The 23,640-nt window shown below is 60.5% G+C and carries 25 protein-coding genes; 13 read left to right on the top strand and 12 right to left on the bottom strand.

From position 1 onward, the window contains the following. Positions 1 to 114: 114 nt before the first annotated feature. Positions 115 to 453, bottom strand: a complete 339-nt coding sequence (locus tag QD409_RS04210; protein ID WP_245297988.1) for a hypothetical protein — start codon at positions 451 to 453, stop codon at positions 115 to 117. A 33-nt stretch (positions 454 to 486) separates the two neighbouring features. Next, positions 487 to 1,356: a helix-turn-helix domain-containing protein gene (locus tag QD409_RS04205; RefSeq protein ID WP_092847184.1), complete on the bottom strand. Its 870-nt coding sequence runs from the start codon at positions 1,354 to 1,356 to the stop codon at positions 487 to 489. Positions 1,357 to 1,479: 123 nt separating this feature from the next. On the opposite strand from QD409_RS04205, the gene QD409_RS04200 reads away from it, so the two are divergent. From QD409_RS04200 to QD409_RS04180, 5 genes are all read left to right on the top strand, one after another. After that, a complete protein-coding gene (locus QD409_RS04200) occupies positions 1,480 to 3,006 on the top strand; it encodes a GMC oxidoreductase (protein WP_092847186.1) in 1,527 nt (508 codons plus the stop codon). Between the two features lie 17 nt (positions 3,007 to 3,023). Then, positions 3,024 to 3,872 carry a shikimate dehydrogenase gene (gene aroE, locus QD409_RS04195; RefSeq protein WP_092847189.1) on the top strand — a complete coding sequence of 283 codons (849 nt, stop codon included), beginning with the start codon at positions 3,024 to 3,026 and terminating at the stop codon, positions 3,870 to 3,872. 111 nt (positions 3,873 to 3,983) lie between these two features. Beyond that, positions 3,984 to 4,889 carry a LysR family transcriptional regulator gene (locus QD409_RS04190; RefSeq protein ID WP_208858642.1) on the top strand — a complete coding sequence of 302 codons (906 nt, stop codon included), beginning with the start codon at positions 3,984 to 3,986 and terminating at the stop codon, positions 4,887 to 4,889. A gap of 267 nt (positions 4,890 to 5,156) precedes the next feature. Further along, positions 5,157 to 5,558, top strand: coding sequence for a nuclear transport factor 2 family protein (locus QD409_RS04185; RefSeq protein ID WP_092847440.1), 402 nt, complete (start codon positions 5,157 to 5,159; stop codon positions 5,556 to 5,558). A 33-nt stretch (positions 5,559 to 5,591) separates the two neighbouring features. Then, a complete protein-coding gene (locus QD409_RS04180) occupies positions 5,592 to 6,350 on the top strand; it encodes an SDR family oxidoreductase (RefSeq protein ID WP_092847192.1) in 759 nt (252 codons plus the stop codon). Positions 6,351 to 6,547: 197 nt separating this feature from the next. Here the strand turns inward: QD409_RS04180 and QD409_RS04175 are convergent, their stop codons facing one another. The 7 genes from QD409_RS04175 to bioB form a co-directional block, all read right to left on the bottom strand. Next, positions 6,548 to 7,795 carry an RNA polymerase sigma factor gene (locus QD409_RS04175; RefSeq protein WP_092847194.1) on the bottom strand — a complete coding sequence of 416 codons (1,248 nt, stop codon included), beginning with the start codon at positions 7,793 to 7,795 and terminating at the stop codon, positions 6,548 to 6,550. Further along, positions 7,795 to 8,139: a YciI family protein gene (locus QD409_RS04170; RefSeq protein WP_092847200.1), complete on the bottom strand. Its 345-nt coding sequence runs from the start codon at positions 8,137 to 8,139 to the stop codon at positions 7,795 to 7,797. The genes QD409_RS04175 and QD409_RS04170 overlap by 1 nt, the downstream gene beginning before the upstream one ends. A gap of 228 nt (positions 8,140 to 8,367) precedes the next feature. Then, positions 8,368 to 9,366 (bottom strand): beta-ketoacyl-ACP synthase III, encoded by a 999-nt coding sequence (locus QD409_RS04165; protein WP_092847205.1) that lies wholly within the window; start codon positions 9,364 to 9,366, stop codon positions 8,368 to 8,370. Then, positions 9,363 to 10,643 carry an adenosylmethionine--8-amino-7-oxononanoate transaminase gene (locus QD409_RS04160; RefSeq protein ID WP_092847210.1) on the bottom strand — a complete coding sequence of 427 codons (1,281 nt, stop codon included), beginning with the start codon at positions 10,641 to 10,643 and terminating at the stop codon, positions 9,363 to 9,365. The genes QD409_RS04165 and QD409_RS04160 overlap by 4 nt, the downstream gene beginning before the upstream one ends. Next, positions 10,640 to 11,278 (bottom strand): dethiobiotin synthase, encoded by a 639-nt coding sequence (bioD, locus tag QD409_RS04155; RefSeq protein ID WP_092847213.1) that lies wholly within the window; start codon positions 11,276 to 11,278, stop codon positions 10,640 to 10,642. The genes QD409_RS04160 and bioD overlap by 4 nt, the downstream gene beginning before the upstream one ends. Next, positions 11,275 to 12,420 carry an 8-amino-7-oxononanoate synthase gene (locus QD409_RS04150; RefSeq protein ID WP_092847218.1) on the bottom strand — a complete coding sequence of 382 codons (1,146 nt, stop codon included), beginning with the start codon at positions 12,418 to 12,420 and terminating at the stop codon, positions 11,275 to 11,277. Before QD409_RS04150 ends, bioD begins: the two co-directional genes overlap by 4 nt. Beyond that, positions 12,417 to 13,412: a biotin synthase BioB gene (gene bioB, locus QD409_RS04145; RefSeq protein WP_092847223.1), complete on the bottom strand. Its 996-nt coding sequence runs from the start codon at positions 13,410 to 13,412 to the stop codon at positions 12,417 to 12,419. The genes QD409_RS04150 and bioB overlap by 4 nt, the downstream gene beginning before the upstream one ends. A gap of 149 nt (positions 13,413 to 13,561) precedes the next feature. Between bioB and QD409_RS04140 the strand changes: the two genes are divergently transcribed. Beyond that, on the top strand, positions 13,562 to 14,233 hold the full coding sequence (locus QD409_RS04140; RefSeq protein ID WP_092847231.1) for a GntR family transcriptional regulator: 672 nt from the start codon (positions 13,562 to 13,564) through the stop codon (positions 14,231 to 14,233). Between the two features lie 210 nt (positions 14,234 to 14,443). Here the strand turns inward: QD409_RS04140 and QD409_RS04135 are convergent, their stop codons facing one another. The 3 genes from QD409_RS04135 to QD409_RS04125 form a co-directional block, all read right to left on the bottom strand. Further along, positions 14,444 to 15,754: an MFS transporter gene (locus QD409_RS04135; protein WP_430761900.1), complete on the bottom strand. Its 1,311-nt coding sequence runs from the start codon at positions 15,752 to 15,754 to the stop codon at positions 14,444 to 14,446. Between the two features lie 163 nt (positions 15,755 to 15,917). Beyond that, the gene (locus QD409_RS04130; RefSeq protein WP_092847235.1) at positions 15,918 to 16,124 is read right to left on the bottom strand and encodes a KTSC domain-containing protein; all 207 of its coding nucleotides are present in this window, start codon (positions 16,122 to 16,124) and stop codon (positions 15,918 to 15,920) included. Positions 16,125 to 16,240: 116 nt separating this feature from the next. Next, positions 16,241 to 16,672: a VOC family protein gene (locus QD409_RS04125; RefSeq protein WP_092847237.1), complete on the bottom strand. Its 432-nt coding sequence runs from the start codon at positions 16,670 to 16,672 to the stop codon at positions 16,241 to 16,243. Positions 16,673 to 16,741: 69 nt separating this feature from the next. Here QD409_RS04125 and QD409_RS04120 point away from each other — a divergent pair, with 69 nt between their 5' ends. The 7 genes from QD409_RS04120 (at position 16,742) to QD409_RS04090 (ending at position 23,609) form a co-directional block, all read left to right on the top strand. Beyond that, the gene (locus QD409_RS04120) at positions 16,742 to 17,323 is read left to right on the top strand and encodes a TetR/AcrR family transcriptional regulator (RefSeq protein ID WP_092847239.1); all 582 of its coding nucleotides are present in this window, start codon (positions 16,742 to 16,744) and stop codon (positions 17,321 to 17,323) included. 35 nt (positions 17,324 to 17,358) lie between these two features. Continuing rightward, positions 17,359 to 18,651 (top strand): amidohydrolase family protein, encoded by a 1,293-nt coding sequence (locus tag QD409_RS04115; protein WP_092847241.1) that lies wholly within the window; start codon positions 17,359 to 17,361, stop codon positions 18,649 to 18,651. Between the two features lie 251 nt (positions 18,652 to 18,902). Next, positions 18,903 to 19,787: a dihydrodipicolinate synthase family protein gene (locus QD409_RS04110; RefSeq protein WP_092847243.1), complete on the top strand. Its 885-nt coding sequence runs from the start codon at positions 18,903 to 18,905 to the stop codon at positions 19,785 to 19,787. Positions 19,788 to 19,808: 21 nt separating this feature from the next. Continuing rightward, complete coding sequence (locus QD409_RS04105) at positions 19,809 to 20,468, top strand: GntR family transcriptional regulator (RefSeq protein ID WP_092847245.1); 660 nt, start codon at positions 19,809 to 19,811, stop codon at positions 20,466 to 20,468. 60 nt (positions 20,469 to 20,528) lie between these two features. Then, positions 20,529 to 21,860 carry an ABC transporter substrate-binding protein gene (locus QD409_RS04100; protein ID WP_092847247.1) on the top strand — a complete coding sequence of 444 codons (1,332 nt, stop codon included), beginning with the start codon at positions 20,529 to 20,531 and terminating at the stop codon, positions 21,858 to 21,860. Then, complete coding sequence (locus QD409_RS04095) at positions 21,860 to 22,792, top strand: carbohydrate ABC transporter permease (protein WP_092847249.1); 933 nt, start codon at positions 21,860 to 21,862, stop codon at positions 22,790 to 22,792. The genes QD409_RS04100 and QD409_RS04095 overlap by 1 nt, the downstream gene beginning before the upstream one ends. Position 22,793: 1 nt before the next feature. Then, positions 22,794 to 23,609, top strand: a complete 816-nt coding sequence (locus QD409_RS04090) for a carbohydrate ABC transporter permease (RefSeq protein WP_092847252.1) — start codon at positions 22,794 to 22,796, stop codon at positions 23,607 to 23,609. Positions 23,610 to 23,640: the final 31 nt, after the last annotated feature.

Genomic DNA, 23,640 nt, shown 5'->3' with positions numbered 1-23,640 from the left:
GCTCTCATGGAGAATGGAGGCCGAAGCTATTGTCGCCGGGGATCTAGTCGAAGTTGACGCGAGCTCCCCCGGGGGACCCGCGCCAAGCAAAAGTCGATCCATCTCGTTTCGGCTTCACTTCCAGCTGGTGTAGTCGGAAGCGGCGCATCCGAAGGGCGCACTTTGATCGCCGAAACGCTTCTTCAGCTGATCACAACCCCAGCGGTTGAGAGGAGCCGGCATCACGTTGTTGAGGTCCATGCCGGGCGAAGTGAACTGCGAGCCGGCGCTGGTCACGTACCAGACCCAGTAGCCGAAAACGCCGCCGAGGATCAAAAGTATGACGAGGAAAGCTCTCGCCAGCCGCGCCCGGAGAGGCGGTCCTTTCTTCCCCTGCGTATCGAGTTCCAGCGGACGGACGCCCAGCGCGGCAGCCAAGGGCGTAAGAGCTGCCGAGCGCTCTTCCGGCGTCATATCAATAGCCCGAAATAAGCGATGCCCGGCCGCTCAAGCGCTCGCTGCCGATGATTTGAAGCTTTGCCGATAGCGCGTCGGCGGCAGGCCTTTGGCGGCGCGAAACTGATGGGCGAAATGCGCCGTATCGGAAAAGCCGCATTCGCTGGCGATATGGCTCATGGGCATATCGGTTTGCATCAGCATTTGGCAGGCCCGGCCGATGCGCAACTGCATCACATATTGGCTGATCGACATGCGAGTGCTGCGCTTGAACACCCGCTGCAATTGGCTGTCCGTCAGATGCGCGATGACGCAGAGCGGGGCGAGCCGCAGCGGTTCACGATAATGCGCGTGCAGCCAGGTGAGTACCCGGCGCATCCGCTCCCGGTCGCGCGGCGTCTCGCTGACGGAAACCTCCCCCGAAGCCAGCGACCTCCCTGAAACTGCCGCGAGATCCAACAATATCCCCTGCAATTCCAGTACTTGCCGCGCCGGCGGGAACCCGCCGAGCGCCAGCATACGCGGGCGCAGACGCGCGACCGTCGCCGCATCGAACTCCAGTCCGCGTCCGGCCGCAGCAGCCAAGGAAGCAAGGCCGCGATATTCCGGCATCAACGCCATCAAGCCCTCGATCCATTCGCGGGTGAACCAGCACACGATCGCCCGGTGCAGCCGCGCCTCTCCCACGAGTGACTCGGACTGCCATGCATGGGGCAGGTTCGGCCCGAGCAGAACGAGATCGCCATCGCCGTAGCGCTCCACGTGGTCGCCGACGAAGCGCACGCCGCTGCTATCGACCGTCAGCGTCAGCTCGAATTCCGGATGGTAGTGCCAGTTGAACGGGAAGTCGGGCAATTGCCGATCGAACAGGAGCCAGGACCGATCAGCGGGAATGGCAACCGTTTCGAACCATGGCTGCATTGGCGCATTACTCCGCATAGATCCCAATAGAATGCGGCTATCATACAAATTCTTGCGGCTGAAGGGAATGGCGCAATCCATTGCCATCCGTAGTCTGATCATGCCAGGCAGCAGGAGGAGCAGATGGACGCGGCAATTAGACCGGATGTAGTGATCATCGGATCGGGTGTTGGCGGTGGCACGATCGCACGCCAGCTGGCGGGGACCGGAGCACGGATCCTCATCCTCGAACGCGGCGATTTCCTGCCCAACGAACCGGAGAATGCCGACGCCGAAGCGGTTTTCACCCAGGCGCGCTACCGGACCAAGGAAGAATATCAGGACGAGACCGGCCGCCGCTACCGCCCGGGCCAATATTACTATGTCGGCGGACACACGAAATTCTACGGAACCGCCATGTTCCGGTTCCGGGAAAGCGATTTTCGCGAGGCACGGCACGAGGGCGGCATATCCCCGGCCTGGCCTGTCTCCTATGCCGATCTCGAACCTTACTATGACGAGGCGGAGCGCCTGTTCGGTGTGCGTGGGCAGGCGGGAGAGGATCCAACGGAGGCCGTTCGTTCAAACCCCTATCCCCATGCGGCCATTCCCCATGAACCGATCATTGCCCATATGGCGGAAAGATTGCGCGCGCAGGGCCTTCGCCCCTTCTTCATGCCGTCTGCAGTCGACTTCGGCCCCGGCGGCAGCTGTCGCCGCTGCGGAACCTGCGATGCCTTCCCCTGTCGCTATGGCGCAAAGGGTGATGGCGAAACGCGGCTGATCCGGCCTGCCCTGAACCATCACAACATCACGCTGTGGACGGAAGCGCAGGTGATGCGGCTCCTCCCCGAAGCGGATGGGCGCATAGCCGCGGCCGAAGTATTGCGTGACGGCCAGCTTGAGCGCGTCGAAGCGCCGCTGTTCGTCCTCAGCGCCGGTGCGATCAACTCCGCCCTTCTCCTGCTGCGCTCATCTGACGCCTCCAATCCGAACGGACTTGCCAACCGCTCGGGCGTCGTTGGCCGCTATTTGATGAACCATCATCTGACCGGGCTGATGGGGCTGATGCCGTTTCGCGTGAACGACACGAAATTTCCAAAGACCTTGTCCGCCAACGATTTCTATCATGGGCTGCCCAACGACAGCGCTGCGCGCGGCAACATTCAAATGCTCGGCAACATCAAAGGGCCGATGATCCGCTCCGCCTACCCTTGGGTGCCGCGCCCGCTTGCCAATCTCCTCGGACGGCATAGCGTCGACTGGCTGTGCATGTCCGAGGACCTGCCGCGTGCCGAAAGCCGTGTCCGCCTTCTGCCTGATGGTCGGGTCGAAATTGCTTATCACCCTGGAGACGGGCCGGCGCATGATCGCTTCGTGGAGCATGTCCGTTCCCGGCTGCGGCGAATTTTCCCGGTCGTGCTGCGCCACTCCTTCGGCATCGAGGCACCGTCCCATCAATGCGGCACGGTGCGCATGGGTGCGGATCCGGCGCAGTCGGCTCTGAATTCCCTCTGCCGAGCGCATGACCACCAGAATCTTTACGTGATCGACGCGTCCTTCTTCCCGTCCTCCGCCGCGCTCAACCCGGCACTCACCATCTGCGCGCAGGCTCTGCGTGTCGGCAATCACCTGCGCACCGCCTGGCGCAACGGCACTCTCGCCGCCTGATCGTTTGGGAGCTCTCCATGGTTCACAATTTTCTTTCGCCGCTCACCGGTTCCTTCGCGATGCCCGCTGCCGAAAACCCGACGGTCGCCATGATCGGGGCAGCTTATCGCCATCACGGTCTCGACTGGCGCTACATCAATTGCGAGGTCGCTCCCGAAGCCCTGGCAGATGCCGTGCGTGGCGCCCGCGCCATGGGCTGGATAGGCTTCAATTGCTCGCTTCCTCACAAGGTGGCGGTGATCGAGCATTTGGACGGGCTGGGTGAATCCGCCCGCATTATTGGCGCAGTCAACACTGTCGTTCGCCGCGACGGTCGGTTGATCGGCGAGAATACCGACGGAAAGGGTTTTGTCGCGGCGCTGCGCGAAATCATCGATCCGGCGGGCAAGCGTGTCGTGCTGCTAGGAGCCGGTGGCGCAGCCAGGGCCGTCGGCGTTGAGATGGCGCTGGCCGGGGCTGCCGAAATTACGGTCGTCAACCGCAGCCCCCAACGCGGAGAGGAGGTCGCCGCCGTCATCGACGAACAGACGCCTGCGATCGGACGCTACGAGCCCTGGGTGGGCCACTATCACATACCGGAAGGTACGGACATCCTCATCAACGCCACGTCGATCGGCCTGTTTCCGGATGTCGACGCCGTGCCGGAAATCGAGTTCAGCAGCCTGCGCGCCGACATGGTGGTTGCCGACGGTATCCCGAACCCATCGCTGACGCCGTTCCTCAAACAGGCGCAGGCACTGGGATGCAGTACGGCCGACGGCCTTGGAATGCTGATCAACCAGGGCATCATCGCCATCCGCTACTGGGCCGGCATCGATGCCGACGCCGATATCATGCGCAAGGCACTTGCCGATTTGGGATTATGAGCGGGCGCGCTCACTGCGAGAGCTCTCGATGCTCCCCCCTGTTCAAACCTCCGATAGGCGAATAGCTTTCGTCGGCCTAACCCGAGACGCCGACGCTGGAGTAAGCTCTATTTGATCAAGGATAATTTCGCCTTGCGTCTTTATACGCGCGTAGCCCGCCTCGGCAGTTTCTCGGCTGCTGCACGGGAGTGCGGCCTGTCGCAGCCTCAGGCATCGCGGATCGTTGCGGATCTTGAGGCCGAGCTTGGCGTGCGGCTATTGACACGCACGACGCGGGCCGTCGTGCCGACCGAAGCCGGTGCGGAATTTCTGGCCCGGATAGAATCCATCCTCCTCGCTTTGGACGACGCCGAGCAAAGTGTGCGCGAAGGCGGAGAATTGCGTGGATTGCTCAGGATCAGCACGCCGACCAGCTTTGGCATTCACGATGTCATTCCCAACCTTGCCTCCTTCGCCGAACGACACCCACAGCTGCACATCGAAATGCAACTCGGCGACAAGCGTCAGGATCTGATCAAGGATGCGGTGGACGTCGCCATACGGCTTGGCCGGCTGCCCGACTCGACGGCAACCGCCAGGCTGATCGCGACCATCCCTCGCGTCATCGTCGCATCTCCCGGTTATCTCGCGCGCCATGGCATGCCCGAGACACCCGATGACCTCGTCCGGCACCATATCGTCGGCGGCACGGCTGCTGCCGTTCCCACCGCCTGGCGATTTGAGCGGAATGGCCAGGAATCGGCAATCAAGCTGGAACCGCACTTTTCGACGGACGAGAACGAGGGCGCCATAGCAGCCACCGTGGCGGGCTTCGGGATAACATCGACGAGCGGCTGGGCGTGCCGCCGCGAACTCGCGGACGGTAGCCTGGTGCGCCTGCTTGCCAATTGGACGTTGGCCGGCATACCCGTCCACGCTTATTTCCCGATGGGACGGGCAACACGCGCCGCAGCACGGGCAGCCATTGATCACCTTGCCGTCGAATTCCGGCGCAGATCAAACAATGGATCGATGTGATCGCCGCCTATTGGCGGAACGTGTCTTGGCGGGCTGCGACGATGGCGCCACTCTCTCGCGCAATCCCAGGAAAAGTGCGCAGCGGTTTTCCGTCCGGAATTAATTAAAAACAATAAGTTAGAGCTGTTCTCAGATTCCGTGAAAAACTGAACCGCTCTAGCGATTAATGCGTTCCATGCATAGAAATTAGCGGAATCCGACAGCTACCGCCGGAAGCACGCATAGATGATCTTTACCTCACACGACACCAAAGTGAGGTTTTTCATCATGTCCAAGACAACACCGGAGCAAAACAAGGCGCTCGTTCTCGAAGCCTTCGATCTGCTGTTCAACAAGCGCGACTATGGCGCCGCCGAACGCTATTGGTCGGATAGCTACATCCAGCATAGCGCCCATATCGCGCCCGGCCGCAATGGTCTGTTCAATCTGGTCCGCACCCTCCCCGACACGTTGCGATACGAAAACCAGTTCATCGTCGCCGAAGGCGATTATGTGATCACGCACGGGCGCTACATCGGCAATGGCCGGCCCGCCGCCTGGATTGCTGCCGACGTCGTGCGCATCGAAGGCGGCAAACTCGCCGAACACTGGGATGTGCTTCAGGACGAGGCGACCGAGGCCCAGTCCCTCAGCGGCCTGCCGATGTTCGGCGACAAGTTCCCTTACTGATCATCTCACTTCACCTCTTCAAGGAGAAAAGCCATGAAACTCTCTGGCAACACTATTTTTATAACCGGCGGCGGCTCGGGCATCGGGCGTGGGCTCGCCGAAGCGCTGCACAAGCGCGGCAACAAGGTCATCATTTCCGGCCGCCGCCGTGCCAACCTCGAAGCAGTCGTCGCCGCCAACCCCGGCATGGCAGCGATCAAACTCGACATCACCGATCCTGCCAGCATCAATGCGGTGGCCTCTCAGCTGATCGCGGAACATCCTGATCTCAATGTCCTTATCAACAATGCCGGCATCATGTTGCCGGATCAGGCCGCCAGTCAGATCGACGACAAGCTGACGATCGATACCGTCATCACCAATCTTGTCGGCCCGATCCGCATGACGTCAGCCCTGATCGAGCATTTGAAAGGCAAGGAAGACGCCGTCGTCGCCTATACCAGCTCGGTGCTCGGTTTCGTCCCCATGGCGGTCACGGCGGTCTATTCCGCGACAAAGGCGGCGCTCCATTCCTATGCGCTGTCACAGCGGTTTCTGCTGAGGAATTCCGGCGTGCGGGTGCTTGAGATCGCTCCGCCCTGGGTGCGCACGGACCTGATGAACAGCCGGGAAGCGGCAGAGGCGATGCCGCTGGATCAGTTCATCGAAGAAACGATGGCCGTGCTTGGCACGGACGCCGACGAGATCTTGGTCGAGGGCGCAAAGGCTTTCAGGTCGAATGTCGGCCCACATGAGCATGCGCTCGTCAACAGCTTCAACGAGTTCGCATCCGCACGCTTCGCTGACGATTGAAGCCGAGGGGTTTGGCTGGACAACAGACAATGCAAGCAACCATCGCCAGCCCAGGCCATGTATTCATAGCCTGGGCTGGCTCACGCGAAAATGTGCATGGCAATCCCGGCATAGACTGTTAGGCCGCAGAAGTTTTGCGACAAGGGTGGATCCTGAAATGGCAACGAGCGACAATCCGCCTGATCCATGGATCGGCATCACGCCAATCGTCCCATCCGCTCGCCAAGAAAGTTCCGTTCGGCCTCCGTGCCTGAAAGCTCTATGGCTTTCTCATAGGCCATGCGTGCGAGATCGTCCTTGCCGAGCCGGGCGAGGATATCGGCCCTGACTGCGTGATAGGGCTGATATTCGGCAAGCAGGCCGGCGATGGCGGCCAACCGGTCGAGTGCGATTGCCGGACCATCGGCATAGGACAAGGCAACGATGCGGTTCAGCTCGAACACCGGGTTCGGCTTGACCGTAATCAAGGCATCGTAGATCAGCGCGATCTCACGCCAGTCGGTTTCCTGAAACGAGGGCGCTTCCGCATGCACGGCCGCGACCGCCGCCTGAAGCTGATAAACACCTGGTCTCCCGCGCCTGAGCGCCCTTTCGAGAAGCGATGTGCCCTCCGCAATCATGGTCCGGTTCCAGGCAGTCCGATCCTGACATTCGAGAGGGATAATCTCGCCGAGATCGCCCAGGCGGGTCGCCGCGCGGGAGTGGTGGAGAAGCATGAGGGCAAGCAACCCCTCGATCTCGGCTTCATGCGGGCAGAGTGTCAGAAGGATGCGGCAAAGCCGGATCGCCTCGTCGCAGAGGTCGACCCTTACATGCCGATCGGACGATGCGGCGTAGCCTTCATTGAAGGTGAGGTAGATGACTGCGAGGACGGCGTCGAGCCGCTCGCTCCAGCTTTCAGGTCCCGCAACGGAATAGGGAATGCCCGCCTTGGAAATCTTGTGACGCGCGCGCACCAGGCGCTGCGCCATCGCGTCAGTGCTGACGACGAAGGCGCGGGCGATTTCCTCGGTCGTCAGGCCCGAGATGGAGCGTAACGTCAGCGCCACGCTGGCTTTACGGTCAAGCGCCGGATGGCAGCAGGTGAAGATGAGGCGAAGCCGCTCGTCGGGAATCGCCGTTTCTTCCGGCGGCTCGGCGGCTTCGCTGTCGAGTGCGATCAGCGCCGCCAGTTCGTCCGACTTTGAGCGGAAATTGGCGGCCCTGCGGATACGGTCTATTGCCTTGCGTTGCGCCGTGCGCATCAGCCATGCCTCGGGCGAGCGCGGTAGACCATGGCGACCCCAGTGGATCAAGGCCGATTCCAGCGCATCTTGAAGACAGTCCTCGGCGAGTTGGAAATCCCTGAGCCTTGCAATTAAGCACGCCATCAACCGGCCACCGTCGGTACGGATGAGCCTGTCGATCTCGTTGGCCGTTTGGACGGCTGCTGGCGCATTGACCATCAGAGCTTGTTCGCATAGTTCCGAATGGGACGTACTTCGACGCGGCCATAGGTCGCAGTGGGGATCATTGCGGCATAGCGGATCGCTTCATCGAGATTAGCACAATCGAAGATGTAGAAGCCGCCAAGCTGTTCTTTGGACTCGGCGAACGGACCGTCCAAGGTCTCTATGCGGCCGTCGCGGACGCTCACCGTCGTTGCCGTCGAGGCGGCTTCGAGGGCATCGCCCGCAACCAGAACGCCATCCTTGGCGAAGCGCTCGTTTGCTGCCTGATAAGCCGCCATCAATGGGCCGAATTCCGGCGATGCATCGGGTGCAAAGTAGATCAAGGCCATGTATTTCATCTTAAGCTCCTCAATTTGCCTGTTTAGGTTTCTGCTCCTTCAAAGAAGGGACGTCGATGACGAACGGCTATGGTCTCGATCGACATTCCAATCGAAATATTTTTCGCTGGGATCAGAAAAACGACCTCAGCAGATACCCCGTCGCACCCAGCACGGAGACTTTCATTTTTGGGTCGTCTCGCAATTGTTTGTTTTCGGTCACGATTAGCTGGCGCAGGCCACCGCATTTCATGGCGCCTCACCCATTCGAAAGACAATTGCTCCCCCCGTCATTCCCGCACCTGCGGCGGCAAAAAGCAACTGCTCACCTGGAGCGAAGGGCTGCTTGTGATTTTCCAGCGACAGGGAGAGCGGGATCGTTGCGGCCGAAGAGTTTCCAAAATCGCCGATCGTACTGACCGCCCGTTCGATTGGGATTGTCAGCTGCTCGCAGACGGCGTCGATGATACGGATGTTCGCCTGGTGCGGTATGAAGCGGTTGATGCTTTCCGGTGAGCTTCCGGCCTGCGCTAAGGCCCGGCCTGCGGATTGGCTCATCATGTGAACCGCCTTCATAAAAACAGCCTTTCCGTCCCGCATGGTCATGGTTAAGAGATCCGGGTCCATGCCGGCGTGAAAGGGGTAGGCGCTGCCGCCGGCAGGAATGGAAATGAGATCGTAGCCCGCGCCTTCCGACACGAGATCGACGCCGACAACACCCGATCGCGGATCGACCGAAGGAACCAGAACCACTGCGCCCGCGGCATCCGCGAAGACCACGGCGCTTGCTCGCTCCTTCATGTTGATGCGTCGGCTCAGGATGTTGGCGGCGACCACGAGGACCGGCCTCCTCTGGGTTCTCACGAAGCCATCCGCCAGCGTCAACGCATAAAGGAAGCCGGAACAGGCGCCAGCGAGGTCGATGGCGCCCGAGGCGGAAAGACCCAGCTTGTGCGCAAGCAGAGGTGCTGAAGGCGGCAGCAGATGGTCGGGCGTGGACGTCGCCAGCAGCGTCAATGCGACCGCCGTACGATCAATACCCGCGTGATCGAGCGCCATGAATCCGGCATGCGCGGCCATATCGGTCAAGGTTTCACCGGGTGCCGCCCAATGTCGCTTGCGTATGCCGGTTCTTTGTTCGATCCAACCCGCCTCCAGGCCCAGCCACGTCTCGATTTCGATATTGTCGATGCGACGCTCGGGGACATAGTGACCGAGGCCTGCGATCCTGCTCGTGACAGTGCTCATGACGCGGCCGCACCGATGAAATCGGCCGCCTTATCAATGGCCTCGTAGGCCCGCCGCAGATCATGTGCCGTCACGCAATAAGGCGGCATCAGATAGATGACGTTGCCGAGAGGACGGATGAGAAGATCCCTTTCGCGGAAAAAGGCGCGCAATTTCGGACCTACTTCCGAGAGATAGCCCTTTGTTTGAACGGCGAGATCAAGTGCTGCGATCGTGCCCTGCTGCCGGACTGCAGCAAAACGCGGATCGGACCGGAAGTCGGAGAGCCAGTCGCGGTGGATGGCTTCGATACTCTCGATCCGCGATAAGACCGGTTCATCACGCCAGATTTCAAGATTGGCCACTGCCGCCGCACAAGCGATCGGGTTGGCCGTATATGAACTGGAGTGAAAGAACATGCGGCTTCGGTCTTCGGACAGATGAGCCTCGAAGATCTCCGGTGTGCAGAGCGTCACCGCCAGCGGCAGCGCACCCCCGGTTATCCCCTTGGACAGACACAGGATGTCCGGCGTGATGCCAGACCGTTCGCAGGCGAATAGCGTCCCGGTCCGGCCCCAGCCCGTCATAACCTCGTCGGCGATCAGCAGGGTCCCGTGGCGTGTGGCGATCCGCCGAAACTCCTTCAGCAGATGAGCTGGATACATCTTCATTCCGCCGGCGCCGAGCACGAGCGGCTCGACGATAAAGGCGGCAACGTCTCCGTTCCGGCAGCATGCTTCGAGTGCATCGAGGGTTTCCTGCTCCCGGCCGGGCGTTGGAAAGGGAATACTTGCGACGTCGAACAGCAAGGGGTCATAGGCGGCATTGAACACACCTCGGGCGCCGATCGACATCGTACCGATCGTATCGCCGTGATAGCTATGTTCCATGACGACGATCCGCGAGCGTGGGATGCCACGATTGTGAAACAGGCCGAGGGCCATTTTCAGTGCGACTTCTACCGCCGTGGATCCGCTGTCTGAGAAGAAGACGTGCGACAATCCTGGTGGTGCGAGCTCGATCAGCCCCTTGGCCAGCGTCTCCGCCGCCTCATGGCTGTATTCCGCGAAGATAATCTGGTCGAGCTGCTCGAGCGCTCTCGCTATTGCCTGCGTAATAACAGGATGGCGATGCCCGTGGGTGGTGACCCACCATGAGGAGATGGCGTCGAGGACCGAGCGACCATCCTGATCGAACAGATAGGCCCCCTCGGTCCGGACGATCTTCTTGAACACCGGATCAAGCTGATGCTGCGTAAAGGGATGCCAAATCGGCGAGGAAGTGCGGCAAGTCGTCATGCCAAGACCTCGCGGAAAACGGCAAGATCGAAGTGATCGGCGAAGGCGGCGCGCAAGGCGGCAGGGGTCAAAGGATCGAGATGCGGCAGACGACCGAGGATCGGAGCGCCGCCCATTTCCTTGATGATCTTCATCGTGTCGGGGCGGTCGTCGCCGATGAAGGCGACGCCGAGAACGGGTATCTCGCGCCGACGCATCGCCTCGAGCGAGAGCAATGTATGATTGATCGTGCCGAGTTCGGTGCGTGCGCAAAGAATGACCGGACGGCGCCAGCGCGCGAATATATCGGCGAAGGTGCATTCCGAGGTCAGAGGCACGAGCAGCCCTCCGGCTCCCTCGATCACCAGAGGCGATGACGTCGGCGGTGGCGTCAGCATGTCGGGATCTATCGCAACCCCGTCGATTTGCGCCGACAGATGCGGTGAGACCGGCGTTCGCAGGCGCCATGCCTCGGTCAGAATGCGATCCTGGGGGACCTGCCCGAGCATGGCAACCGTTTCGCTATCGGTCCCGTCCTCCAGACCCGATTGCACCGGCTTCCAGTAGCAGGCGCCGAGGGCGTTAACGAGCGCAGCCGAGAACACCGTCTTGCCAATGCCGGTATCGGTTCCGGTTACGATGAGACAGTTTTTCATGGAGCCTCCGTCGTCAGGAGTTCTGCCAGCCGGTCGACCATGGCTGCGATCGTCGGCCTATCGACGTTGATCGTGATTGTGATGCGCAGGCGTGCGGTACCTACCGGAACGGTGGGCGGCCGGATCGCGCGGATATCGAAGCCGCTGGCGCGCATGCGTTCGGCGACAAACATCGTCCGACCGTTTTCACCGATAATGACGGGGAGGATCTGCGTGCCGGTTCCGGCCAGACCCAGACGCTCGGCAAATTGGCTGTTGGCGAATGCGACGAGATCATGCAGCGTTTCGCGCCGTTCCGGCTCGTCCGCAAGGATAGCCAGAGCCTCACGGACGCTCGCCGCCTGTAATGGCGATGGCGCCGTCGCATAGATGAAAGAGCGAGCCCGATTGACGAGATAGTCGCAAATCGTACGGCTTGCTCCGATCAATGCCCCAGCAGATCCCAGAGCCTTTCCGCAGGTATGCAGGACGATGACATTGTCCCTACCTTCAAGATCGGCAGCGTAACCCCGCCCGGCTCGGCCATGAACTCCGGTTCCATGCGCCTCGTCGATATAGAGGAAGCCTTCGTTGCGATCTGCGATCTCGACCAAATCGGACAACGGCGCACGGTCTCCATCCATCGAGTAGAGGCTCTCGGCGACGATCCAGGGCACACCCCTGCCGCCGCTCCTGCGCCAGGAACGGATGGCATCCTCGACGGCGTCGGCATCATTATGCACGACCGAAACGGCGGCCGCCCTTCCCGCCCCGATCCCGTCATGGGCGCTCGCATGGACCAGGGCATCATGCACGATCAGATCGCCGCGCTGAGGCAAGGTCGAAAGAACTGCGAGATTGGCGGCGTAACCGCTGCCGAAATAGAGCATTCGCTCGCAGCCGAAAAAAGCAGCGGCTTCCTCCTCAAGCGCCTCGTGCTCGGCATGATTACCGCGCAGCAGGCGCGAGCCCCCGGCACCGACCGGCACGCCACGCTCGAGAGCGGCGATTACGGCCGCCCGCATGCGAGGCGATGAGGCCAGGCCGAGATAGTCGTTGGACGTGAAGTCCGATCCGATGTCCCGGCTTAGCTCCCGCTGGCGCCCCCTCTGCCGAAGCTTTTGCAGTTTCGCATCGTAAAGATCGAGCAGACCGGCGCTCATTCGCGCATCTCCAACGTCGCCGGCGTCAGACGCAGGCGGCGCAGCAGGCTGCTGTCGCGATCTTCGCCAGGGTTGGCGGCTGTCAGGAGCGTATCGCCGATGAAGATCGAGTTGGCACCGGCAAAGAAACAAAGCGCCTGCATCTCGTCGCTCATGGACGCCCGTCCCGCGGTAAGACGGACATGGGATTGCGGCATCATCAGCCGGGCGAGAGCAATGATGCGAACGAAGTCGATAACATCGACGGGAGCAGCCTTAGCCATCTTGGATCCGGGCATCGGGATCAACATATTGATCGGCACGCTTTCCGGCGGCGTCGGCAGATTTGCCAGGGTGAGCAGCATGTCGATCCGGTCGCCTACCTCTTCGCCCAATCCCAAAATGCCGCCGCTGCAGACCTTGATCCCCGCCTGCCGTACATGGGCGAGCGTCTCCAGCCGGTCGTCGAACGTCCGGGTGGTGATAACCTCAGGGTAGAACCGTTCGGACGTATCGATATTGTGATTGTAGTAGTCTAGCCCTGCCTCGGCGAAGGTGCGGGACTGCTGGTCCGACAGCATTCCGAGCGTCATGCAGGTTTCCAGACCGAGAGCCTTCACGCCCTCGATCATCGAGACGATCGCCGCTTCGTCGCGCGGCTTGGGGCTGCTCCAGGCGGCCCCCATGCAATAGCGGGTCGCGCCCTCCTGTTTTGCCTTTTGAGCCTCGGCGATCACCGTTGCGGTATCCATGAGCTTCGTGGCCTTCACATTGGAGTTGTGAAAGGCGGACTGGCTGCAATAGCCGCAATCCTCGGGACAGCCGCCCGTCTTGATGTTGAGCAACTTGCTGAGCTGAACGAGATTGGGATCGAAATTCTCCCGATGGACGCTATGCGCGCGAAACAGCAGATCGTTGAATGGCAGCTCGTAAAGATCGCGAGCTGCTTCAGACGTCCATTTTTCGCGTTCGGTATGCTCGGTGGTCCCTAGGGTTGCTTCAGCGTTCTGCATGGCACTCTCCTGGCGCGATGGTCCAAGGCAGCACCTCCATCAGGCACTTGAATAATAGATAATCTATAATTATGCTGCCACCTTCGAGGTTATTGGCATCTCGCAATTGAGATCAAGCGGTATTATCATAGATTATCTAGGATAGAGGCATGGCAGAAACGGTCGCAGAACGCATTGCCCACGTCATCGGAGAACGTATCGTCTCGGGCGAACTCCTTCCCGGAACCCCTCTCCGCCAAGATCGGATCGCCGAGGAATTCGAGGCGAGCCACGTCCCGGCTCGCGAAGCTCTCCAGCTCTTGCGCGCCCAAGGCTTGGCGACGAGCGAACCGCGCCGAGGCATGCGGGTTGCTCCGCTGGACCCCGCATCGATCCGGGAGATCGTAGAAATCCGCGCCGCCCTGGAAACGCTGGCCCTCAGGCTGGCGGCCCCCCGGTTGAATGCGGCGAGCTATGAAAAAATCGAGCAGGCACTCGCCGAGGGAGAGCAGGCGAAAACCATGACCGAATGGGAAAAGGCAAATCGCACCTTTCACAGATCGCTGGTTGCGCCCTGCAAAATGCCGAGACTGCTGTCCATGTTGGACGACCTCCAACTTGCAAATTCCCGCATCATCTTCTCGGCAGCCCGCTCCACGGACCTGCAACCGGATTCCAGCTATGCTCACCGGCAGATCGTCAGCGCGCTTCGACGGCGCGACATCAACCGGGCGGTAAACTTGCTTGGTGCCCACATTCGCGGACTGGAGCGAAACGTGGATGAGCCGGGCGTTAGATCACCCCAGTCGAACACGAGCAAAGCAGCACCCGGAGTTGAATGACCGCCGACGGCGGCGCCGAAGCAAGATCTTTCGGCGCCGATAAGTTGGTTCACAAAGACATCAGTGCCGCCGATGCCGCCTGTCGGCTCGAGGAGAGATCGCTCGCGCTCCGCCGCCAGCCGTGCAGCAGCACAAGACATTCCTCGCGATCCTTCTCCGCCACGCGCACGGCGGTCTCATCACTTTTCGTGACCTGGCACCCAGCCACGATCATTTCACGCGTGCAGCACCCGAGGGGCCGGGATCCGCCGCCACCGGCGCGCTCGGCACCATGCGCCCGACCACGAGAACCAAAAGAGCCGCCGCCAGGAGGCATGCGGCCAGGAAAAACATCGGCGCGATCGTGCTACCGGTCGAATCCTTGATCCATGGAACGACGTTCTGGGCGATGAAGCCACCGAGATTGCCGACGGAATTGATGGCGGCGAGACCGGCCGCCGCCCCGGCACCCTGGAGGAAGCGCGAGGGCAGGCTCCAGAAGACCGGCTGGCCTGCGAAGATGCCGGCGGCTGCAATGCACAGGAAGGCAAACTGCAAGGTATGGTCGGGGATGATGGCGGACAGAACAAGGCACACGGCGCCGAGAAGGGCGGGGATGACGATGAACGGCGTCTTGGAAGTCGCCTTATCCGCCGCCGCTGGTACAGCGTAGAGCGCAACGGCGACGAGCAGCCAGGGAATGATGTTCAGGAAGCCATTCGTGGTGTTGCTGACGCCGAAATTCTTGACGATGGTCGGCAGCCAATAGCTGAGCCCGTAGGCGGCCAGCGGAAAGCCGATATAGCAAAGCGCCATCAGCAGCACGCGCGGATTGATCAAGGCGCGGAAGCCATCGGAAGCATTCTGCTCCATGCTCGAATTTTCTGCGGCGAGCCGGTCTTTGATCCAGGTCTTTTCCATATCGCTGAGGAAGGTCGCCTTCGATGGCAGATCGGGCAGATAGAGCAGCGTGACAATGCCGGCAATGATCGCTGGCCCGCCGGTGACGAGGAAGACCCATTGCCATCCTGCCATGCCGTAAAGGCCATTCAGATCCAGGAGGGCGCCTCCAAGCGGCGCACCGATCGCATTGGCGAAGGCACTGAAGATCATGAAAAGGCCGACCATGGTGCCGCGATAGGCAGAAGGATACCAGAGGGTCAGCAGATAGAGTACGCCCGGAAAGAAGCCCGCCTCGCAAGCGCCGAGCAGGAAGCGCAGGATATAGAACATCGTCGCATTCTGCGTATAGGCGAGCGCGACAGTGACGATCCCCCAGGACACGAGAATACGCGCGAACCATTTGCTGGCGCCGAACCTGTCGAGAAGCAGGTTGCTCGGCACTTCGAAGATGAAATAGCCGATGAAGAACAGCGAAGCGCCAAGACCATAGGCATATTCGCTCATGCCAAGATCGCCGACCATTTCCAGCTTCGCGTAGCTGACATTCTGGCGGTCGATATAGGCAATTAGATAAAGGATCCCCAGGAACGGCATGAGCCGCCAGGTGATCTTCGAGATAAGCTGCTTTTCATCAACCACGCATCGTCCTCCCAGAAAGATGGTTCAGATTGATATAGATAGCGCAACTCGGCTGTTATCAATGCATTGACTTACAAAGCTCATCTCGCCCATCGGGTCCGCGGTCGACGGCAAACGAGCAGGCCCTCTCCCGCATCGGGTTGGGAGCTTTTAACCTCGCACCTTACGCGACGCGTTCGAACTGAGTGCGGATGTGTTCGATATAGTGCTGACCGGGCGAAGACGCCTTGACCATGGCCAGCGCTGCCTTCTGCGGTACGCCGGTGAACTGGCGCTCCTCGCCGTTCTTGAAGCGGATGTAAAGCCGTCCGTCGTCCGAGCTGAAGAAGACGGATTTGATGATTTTCGATGAAACCTGAAGTTCTTGCATGGGTCACCTCTCTTTCATCCGGCTTTTCGCATAGAAAACCAAAAGATGGGTGAAGTGACCTAGTTAATGAAAGATACAGTTGTATCGGTGGATTTTATCGATTGCCGCTCAATAGCTTACCGGTCCTTCGGCAAGGCGTCGTCGGCATAAAGGGCTGCGAATTCCGCGCTCGGCGGAATCGGCTTGATGATGTCGATCAGCACGCCGTTTGGATCGGCGGTAATGAAATGTCGCTGACCGAAAGCCTCGTCGCGAATGGCAAGCAGAATGGGCAGACCGGCTTCTCGCAGACGGTCATGGACGGCATCGACATCGTCCACCTCGAAATTGAGCAATAGCCCAGCCACCTTGCCCCGCCCCTGTTCAGGGATCGTCTCGTGCCGGCCGTCCAGAATGGCGAGATTGATGCCGCTGTCCTCAGCCGATTGCAGATGCACGTACCAGTCGCTCGCGAAGTTTTCCTGAAAGCCGAAATGCCCGATGTAGAAGGCTGCGGTCTCTTTCACGCGTTCCGTCATGATGACCGGATAATAGCTCGTCACCTTCATGCTTCACTTCTCCCTCAAAACAACATACAGTCTGTCTGTATTTTTCGAAATAACATACAGGCTGCATGCATGCAAGACTATCGCTCCAATCGGGACAGAACCGAAAAGACCAAAGCCGCACTCATCGCGGCTGCGCGGGCGTTGTTTGTGGACAAAGGTTATGCCGAGACCTCGACGCCGGAGATCGTCGCCGCGGCCGGCATTACGCGCGGGGCGCTCTATCACCATTTCGAGGACAAGCGCGCGCTCTTTCGCGCCGTCGTCAGAGACGAAGCCCTTGCGGTGACGCGGGCCATCGAACAAGCGATACCGGAGCAATTTACGCCGCTCGAAGCGCTGGTGGCCGGGAGCAACGCCTATCTCGATGCCATGCGGATCGTCGGCCGCACCCGGCTTCTGCTCATCGAAGGACCGACCGTACTGGGTTTCCTCGAAATGAAGCAGCTGGACGAGGAAACCACCACACTCAGCCTGAAGCACGGGCTGGCAGCAGCGCTCAGCCATGGCCGCGGGCCAGACACGGCCATCGAAGCGCTCGCCGATATTCTTTCAGCCGCATTCGATCGTGCCGCCCTCGCCGTCGATGCCGGCGGCGATGCAGATCGCTATCGCGCGGCTATTGCGCATATGATCGAACGCATTGCAGGCTGAGCCGTCATACCCAGGCAGAATTCCGAGGAGCCTTCATGTTCGATCTGATCATTCGCAATGCCAACCTGCCCGATGGCCGCAAGGGCATCGATATCGCGATCAAGGATGGCAAGATCGCCGCCGTGGAAGCCTTGATCACGGCGGCAGGGAAGGAGGAAATTGACGCCACCAATCGGCTGGCTAGTCCGCCCTTCGTCGATCCGCACTTTCACATGGACGCGACCCTGTCGCTCGGTCTGCCGCGCATGAACGTCTCCGGCACTCTTCTCGAAGGCATCGCGCTCTGGGGAGAGCTGCGTCCGATCGTCACGAAGGAAGAGCTTGTCGAGCGTGCGTTGCGCTATTGCGATCTCGCCGTAACGCAAGGACTTCTTTTCATTCGCAGCCATGTCGATACGTCCGACCCGAAGCTGGTGACGGTCGAGGCTCTTCTTGAGGTCAAGGATCGGGTCAAACCCTATATCGACGTGCAGCTCGTCGCCTTCCCCCAGGATGGCTATTACCGGGCTAAGGATGGCGTGGCGTCGCTTACCCGCGCCCTCGATATGGGCGTCGACATCGTCGGCGGCATCCCGCATTTCGAGCGCACCATGGATGAAGGCAGAGCCTCGGTGGAAGCGCTTTGCACGATCGCCGCCGATCGTGGTCTTCCCGTCGATATGCATTGCGACGAGACCGACGATCCGATGTCGCGCCACATCGAGACGCTGGCGGCCGAAACCATCCGCTTCGGGCTGCAGGGTCGCGTTGCCGGTTCGCACCTGACGTCGATGCACTCGATGGACAACTACTATGTCTCCAAGCTCATCCCGCTGATGGCAGAAGCTCGGATCAATGTCATTCCCAATCCACTGATCAACATCATGCTGCAGGGCCGGCACGACACCTACCCGAAGCGGCGCGGCATGACGCGGGTGCGCGAGCTGCTGGACGCCGGGCTCAACGTTTCCTTCGGCCATGATTGCGTGATGGACCCCTGGTATTCGATGGGCTCGGGCGACATGCTCGAAGTCGGCCACATGGCCATCCATGTCGCTCAGATGGCCGGCATCGAAGACAAGAAGAAGATCTTCGACGCGCTCACCATCAACTCTGCCCGAACGCTTGGGCTTGAAGGATACGGGCTGGAAAAGGGCTGCAATGCCGATCTCGTCATATTGCAGGCCGTCGATGCGCAGGAGGCTTTGCGCCTCAAACCCAATCGTCTCGCCGTCATCAAAGGTGGCAAAGTCATCGCCCGGTCCGCGCCGCGCATCGGCGAACTCTTCCTCGATGGCAGGCCTTCACAGATCGATGGCGGGCTGGACTACGTGCCTGTCGGCTCGTGAGGAAGTAGCTGCTCCATCAGGACGCTATCGAGGCGTGTGCCAAACAAGCGCCTTCTGCGGAGCAAGCCAGGTAATTCGAATGGCAGTCAAGCCGCGGAGCGACTTGCGCGGCCGATGGCGGCGCATGTCAGGTCGCCGCCACATGCTTCATCCACAGGTCGGACATTGCGAACAACGACTGATCGAAACTTCGCTTTACAACTAACATGTCAGCGTGATACGCACTGATCTTATAAGATCGGGAGGATCGGATGAAAGAGAATTTTGGCCTGTCGGCCGCACTGGCAACGCCTTTTGACACCGACGGTGAGATTGCCATCCCGGGCGTCATCGAACAGGCTAAGCATTGCCTTGCCAATGGCTGCAAGAGCGTCACGCTTTTCGGCACCACGGGAGAAGGTGCCTCGATCGGCATGCAGGAGCGCCAACAGGTCCTGGCAGCGTTGATCGCGGCGGGCATCGCTCCCTCACAGATCGTCATGGGCGTACTCGTCGATGCCGCCGAGGATGCTGCCGCTCAAGCTGGCCAGGCGCTCGCCAAAGGCGTTCGCAACATCCTTCTGGCGCCGCCTTCCTATTTCAAGAACGTCAGCGACGATGGCCTCTTCAAATGGTTCGCTGCCGTCTTCACCATGCTCGGCGCCCACGCCCGTGACGTGATCGTCTACAATATCCCGTCCGTAACGATGGTGCCGCTCTCCGTTTCTCTCGTCGGTCGCCTGCGCGCCGCATTTCCGGATGTCGTCGTCGGCGTCAAGGACTCCTCCGGTGACTGGCCCTATACGGAAACGCTCTTAAAGACGCATGGCGATCTCATCATTCTGATCGGCGACGAGCGCCATCTGGCACGCGGCGTTCGCCTCGGCGGACAAGGCGCGATCTCCGGCATGGCAAACCTGCTTCCCCGCGAAGTGCAGGCCATGGCGGAACAGGGCGACGACGACACCAAGGTCGAGCGCTTTGTGGGCGAGCTGTTAAACTACCCTGTCATTCCATCCATCAAGGCGATCCTTGCCCGCCTGACAAATGATGAAAGCTGGCTTGCTGTACGCCCGCCGCTCGTGTCAATGAACAGGCAAGATTCTGACAAGCTCTTTGCTGCTTTCAGCGCGTTGTTTCGCGCCAAGGCAGCCTAAGCGAACAGCCCGGAGCTGCCGATGGACGGACCAGGCGAACAGCCGACGTTGAGAGAGAAGGCTTACGAGAGCTTCACGCGTCATCTTTTGGCGCGCGACGTTCGCCCGGGCCAGTTCATCTCACAACGACGGCTCGTCGAGCTGACGGGACTGACGCTCGGAGCGATCCGCGAGCTGATCCCTCGCCTGGAGGCCGAAGGGCTGATCAAAACGGTTCCGCAGCGCGGGTTGCAGATCGCCCATATCGATCTGGACCTGATCCGCGAAGCGTTCCAGCTTCGCCTTTTTCTAGAGAAGGAAGCGGTGGCGCTGTTCACCTACTCGGCATCCGACGAGACGATCGCCAAGCTGTTGAAAGATCATCGCGATATCGCCGATGCCATCCGCGCCGGCGACAGTTCGCAGGAACTGGAGCTGCATGCGCAATCGGTGGACTGGGGCATGCACGACGCCTTTATCGACGCGCTGGGAAATACCATCATTTCGAATGCCTATCGGGTCAATTCCATCAAGATGCGGCTGATCAGTCAGGACAGGTTCCGCATCAACGGCCATGTCGGACCCGTGATGGAAGAGCATTTGAAAGTGCTCGAGGCCATTCAGCGTCGATCGGCCGATGAGGCCGTTACCGCTCTCGTATCCCATATCGGTGGAGCACGAGACCGCGCATTGAAGATTTGAAGAGCTTTGAATAACGCGGCCGCGAATGAGGAGATTTTCGGCCAAAGGAGGAGGAACAGGATGTCATCGTCATTTTTCAATCCGACACGTCGCGGCTTCATGGCTGGCACGGCCGCACTTGGCGCGGCAAGCCTTCTGGGCGTCCGCACCGCGTCGGCGGCCGTCGACTGGAAGCGCTTTTCCGGCACGACGCTCGAAGTCAACCTGGTCAAGAGCCCGCGCAGCGAAACGATCCTCAAATATTTGAGCGAGTTCGAAGCGCTGACGGGTATCAAGGTCAACGCCGAGGCGACGCCGGAGCAGCAGCAGCGCCAGAAGACCACGATCGAGCTCAGCTCAGGCAAGCCCAGCTTCGACGTCGTGCATCTGAGCTATCACGTTCAGAAGCGCCAGTTCGAAAAGGGTGGCTGGCTCGCCGATATCAGCGGCTTCATGAAGGATCCGTCGCTCACCGATCCGTCGCTGACGGAGAGCGATTTTGCCGAAGCAGGCTTGAAGTTCGCCAAGGACTCGGCAGGCGTCATGCGCTCCCTGCCCTTCTCGGTCGATTACTGGATCGTCTACTGGAATAAGACCCTGTTCGAAAAGAAGGGCCTTGCCTATCCGGAAACCTTCGAAGATATGGCCAAGGCCGCCGAGGCGCTGACCGACAAGTCGACCAACACTTACGGCTTCGTCGCCCGCGGCCTGAAGAACGCCAACACGCCGGTCTGGACAACCTTGATGCTCGGCTATGGCGCAACGCCGCTTTCGGCCGACGGCAAGCTGCAGACCGAGTCGCAAGGCGCTGTGGATGCTGCGAAGCTCTATCAGCGCCTGATGACGAAATCGGCACCTCCCGGCATTTCCGGCTTCAACTGGGCCGAAGCGCAGTCGGCCTTCCTGCAGGGCAAAATCGGCATGTGGCTCGATGGCGTCGGCTTCGCGCCGCCGATCGAAAACCCGGAAAAATCCCGCGTTGTCGGCCAGGTCGGCTACGGCATCATGCCGAAGGGACCGAACGCACAGGCTGCAGCGACCACCGGCGATGGCATCGGCGTGACGGCCGCCAGCCAGAAGAAGGAAGCGGCTTACCTCTTCTGCCAATGGGCGATCTCGCATGACATGGGTGCGCGCCTGCTGCAGGCCGGCGCCGGCGTTCCTTTCCGCCAGTCCATTCTGGAGGACAAGAAGGTTCGCGAGGGCGTCAAGATGCCGGCCGCCTGGCTGGATGCTGTCGCCGGCTCCGCCAAGGTCTCCCAGCTTGCTCTGCCCGTCATCATCCCGGTCACGGAATTCCGCGACATCTATGGCGTCGGCTTGACGAACATGATCGGCGGCGCAGATCCGGCGAGCGAACTCAAAAACGCAACGGCGCAGTTCGCACCGGTGCTGGCGCGAAGCGAGGGATAATGGCCTCCGTGAGCATCGAAGAGACCAGAGCGGTGACCGAAGGAAGGAGGAAGCCGAAAAGGCTTGCTCCCAACTACTGGCCTTTTGTCGTTCCGGCACTGATCGTCATCGCCGCCGTCATCGTTTTCCCCTGGGTCTTCACCCTGTGGATGAGCGTGAACAAATGGACGCTCGGCCAGTCGCAGAGCTTCATCGGCTGGGACAACTACGTCCGGCTGGCAACCGACGCGCGCTTCTGGGAATCGCTATGGCATACGGTTCTCTATACTGTGTTGTCCGTCGTCGGCCCGCTGATCTTCGGGACGCTGGCCGCTCTCATCTTCGATGCCAATTTCCCGCTGCGCGGCTTTCTGCGCGGCGTCTTCGTCATGCCGATGATGGCGACGCCGGTTGCCGTGGCGCTCGTCTGGACCATGATGTTCCACCCGCAGCTCGGCGTGCTGAACTACCTGCTGTCGCTGGTGGGCATCGGGCCGCAGGAATGGATCTACAACCAAAACAGCGTCATCCCGTCACTCGTCCTCGTCGAGGTCTGGCAGTGGACGCCGCTGGTCATGCTGATCGTGCTCGGCGGCCTCGCCTCGGTGCCGCGCGAACCCTATGAAAGCGCCGAAATCGACGGCGCCAACGCCTGGCAGAAGTTCCGCTATCTGACGCTGCCGATGATCTCACCCTTCCTGATGATTGCGGTCATCATTCGCGGCATCGACGCGATCAAGAGCTTCGACATCATCTATGCGATGACGCAGGGCGGCCCGGGGACGGCGTCCGAGACGATCAATATCTACCTCTACAACACCGCGTTTTCCTATTACGACATCGGCTATGGCTCGGCCATGGCAGTGGTGTTCTTCATCCTCATCGTCGCGCTCTCCTTCATCCTCCTGATGATGCGGCAGCACACGCGATGGACCGACGCGGAGGGACACTGAGATGAAGCGTTCGACACTCAACCGCATCGGCCTGTTGTTCGTGGCCCTAGTCATCGTTTCGCCCGTTGTGCTGTTTTTCCTCTGGATGATCTCGCTTTCGCTGAAATACGAGATCGACAACGGCGCCTATCCGCCGATCCTCATTCCGGATCGCATTGCCTGGACGAACTACGTCAACGTTTTCCAGGAAAACAATTTCTTCCTGTATTTCTGGAACTCGATCCTCGTGACGGGTGCGGCTACCCTGCTTGCCCTCATAATCGGCGTGCCGGCAGGCTATGGCATTGCGCGTATGAAGGCGGAAAAATCGGCGATCGTCATCATGATCGCCCGCATGACGCCAGGCCTCTCCTTCCTCATTCCGCTGTTCCTGTTGTTCCAATGGCTCAATCTTTTGGGAACGCTCTGGCCGCAGATCATCATCCATCTCGTCGTGACGGTACCGATCGTCGTCTGGATCATGATCGGTTATTTCGAAACGACCCCGATGGAGCTGGAGGAGGCCGCAAGCATCGATGGCGCGACGCCGTGGCAGGTCTTTCGCCTCGTCGCCCTGCCGATCGCGCGCCCCGGCATCGTCGTTGCCTTCATTCTCTCCGTCATCTTCTCCTGGAACAACTTCGTCTTCGGCATCGTACTTGCCAGCCGCGAGACCCGCACGCTGCCGGTCGCCGTCTACAACATGCTCTCCTTCGAACAGGTGAGCTGGGGGCCGCTAGCGGCGGCCGCCTTGATCGTGACTCTGCCGGTTCTCGTGCTGACGATGTTTGCGCAGCGGCAGATCATCGCCGGCCTGACCGCCGGCGCCGTCAAATGACGCACCTCACCTTTCCGACAGGACCACATTC

The organism is Rhizobium sp. BR 315 (assembly GCF_050577975.1).
Taxonomy (GTDB): Bacteria; Pseudomonadota; Alphaproteobacteria; order Rhizobiales; family Rhizobiaceae; genus Rhizobium; species Rhizobium miluonense.
Note: the sequence above shows the minus strand (reverse complement) of the source record. Positions and strands in the feature narration are given on the sequence as shown.

Coding starts and splice junctions, on each gene's coding strand:
- QD409_RS04130 (WP_092847235.1), bottom strand. CDS start 16,124: ATGCAAGAACTTCAGGTTTCATCGAAAATCATCAAATCCGTCTTCTTC.
- QD409_RS04205 (WP_092847184.1), bottom strand. CDS start 1,356: ATGCAGCCATGGTTCGAAACGGTTGCCATTCCCGCTGATCGGTCCTGG.
- QD409_RS04140 (WP_092847231.1), top strand. CDS start 13,562: ATGGCAGAAACGGTCGCAGAACGCATTGCCCACGTCATCGGAGAACGT.
- QD409_RS04110 (WP_092847243.1), top strand. CDS start 18,903: ATGAAAGAGAATTTTGGCCTGTCGGCCGCACTGGCAACGCCTTTTGAC.
- QD409_RS04165 (WP_092847205.1), bottom strand. CDS start 9,366: ATGAGCACTGTCACGAGCAGGATCGCAGGCCTCGGTCACTATGTCCCC.
- aroE (WP_092847189.1), top strand. CDS start 3,024: ATGGTTCACAATTTTCTTTCGCCGCTCACCGGTTCCTTCGCGATGCCC.
- QD409_RS04125 (WP_092847237.1), bottom strand. CDS start 16,672: ATGAAGGTGACGAGCTATTATCCGGTCATCATGACGGAACGCGTGAAA.
- QD409_RS04160 (WP_092847210.1), bottom strand. CDS start 10,643: ATGACGACTTGCCGCACTTCCTCGCCGATTTGGCATCCCTTTACGCAG.
- QD409_RS04210 (WP_245297988.1), bottom strand. CDS start 453: ATGACGCCGGAAGAGCGCTCGGCAGCTCTTACGCCCTTGGCTGCCGCG.
- QD409_RS04185 (WP_092847440.1), top strand. CDS start 5,157: ATGTCCAAGACAACACCGGAGCAAAACAAGGCGCTCGTTCTCGAAGCC.
- QD409_RS04100 (WP_092847247.1), top strand. CDS start 20,529: ATGTCATCGTCATTTTTCAATCCGACACGTCGCGGCTTCATGGCTGGC.
- QD409_RS04200 (WP_092847186.1), top strand. CDS start 1,480: ATGGACGCGGCAATTAGACCGGATGTAGTGATCATCGGATCGGGTGTT.
- QD409_RS04120 (WP_092847239.1), top strand. CDS start 16,742: ATGCAAGACTATCGCTCCAATCGGGACAGAACCGAAAAGACCAAAGCC.
- bioD (WP_092847213.1), bottom strand. CDS start 11,278: ATGAAAAACTGTCTCATCGTAACCGGAACCGATACCGGCATTGGCAAG.
- QD409_RS04180 (WP_092847192.1), top strand. CDS start 5,592: ATGAAACTCTCTGGCAACACTATTTTTATAACCGGCGGCGGCTCGGGC.
- QD409_RS04170 (WP_092847200.1), bottom strand. CDS start 8,139: ATGAAATACATGGCCTTGATCTACTTTGCACCCGATGCATCGCCGGAA.
- QD409_RS04105 (WP_092847245.1), top strand. CDS start 19,809: ATGGACGGACCAGGCGAACAGCCGACGTTGAGAGAGAAGGCTTACGAG.
- QD409_RS04090 (WP_092847252.1), top strand. CDS start 22,794: ATGAAGCGTTCGACACTCAACCGCATCGGCCTGTTGTTCGTGGCCCTA.
- QD409_RS04150 (WP_092847218.1), bottom strand. CDS start 12,420: ATGAGCGCCGGTCTGCTCGATCTTTACGATGCGAAACTGCAAAAGCTT.
- QD409_RS04095 (WP_092847249.1), top strand. CDS start 21,860: ATGGCCTCCGTGAGCATCGAAGAGACCAGAGCGGTGACCGAAGGAAGG.
- QD409_RS04115 (WP_092847241.1), top strand. CDS start 17,359: ATGTTCGATCTGATCATTCGCAATGCCAACCTGCCCGATGGCCGCAAG.
- QD409_RS04175 (WP_092847194.1), bottom strand. CDS start 7,795: ATGGTCAATGCGCCAGCAGCCGTCCAAACGGCCAACGAGATCGACAGG.
- bioB (WP_092847223.1), bottom strand. CDS start 13,412: ATGCAGAACGCTGAAGCAACCCTAGGGACCACCGAGCATACCGAACGC.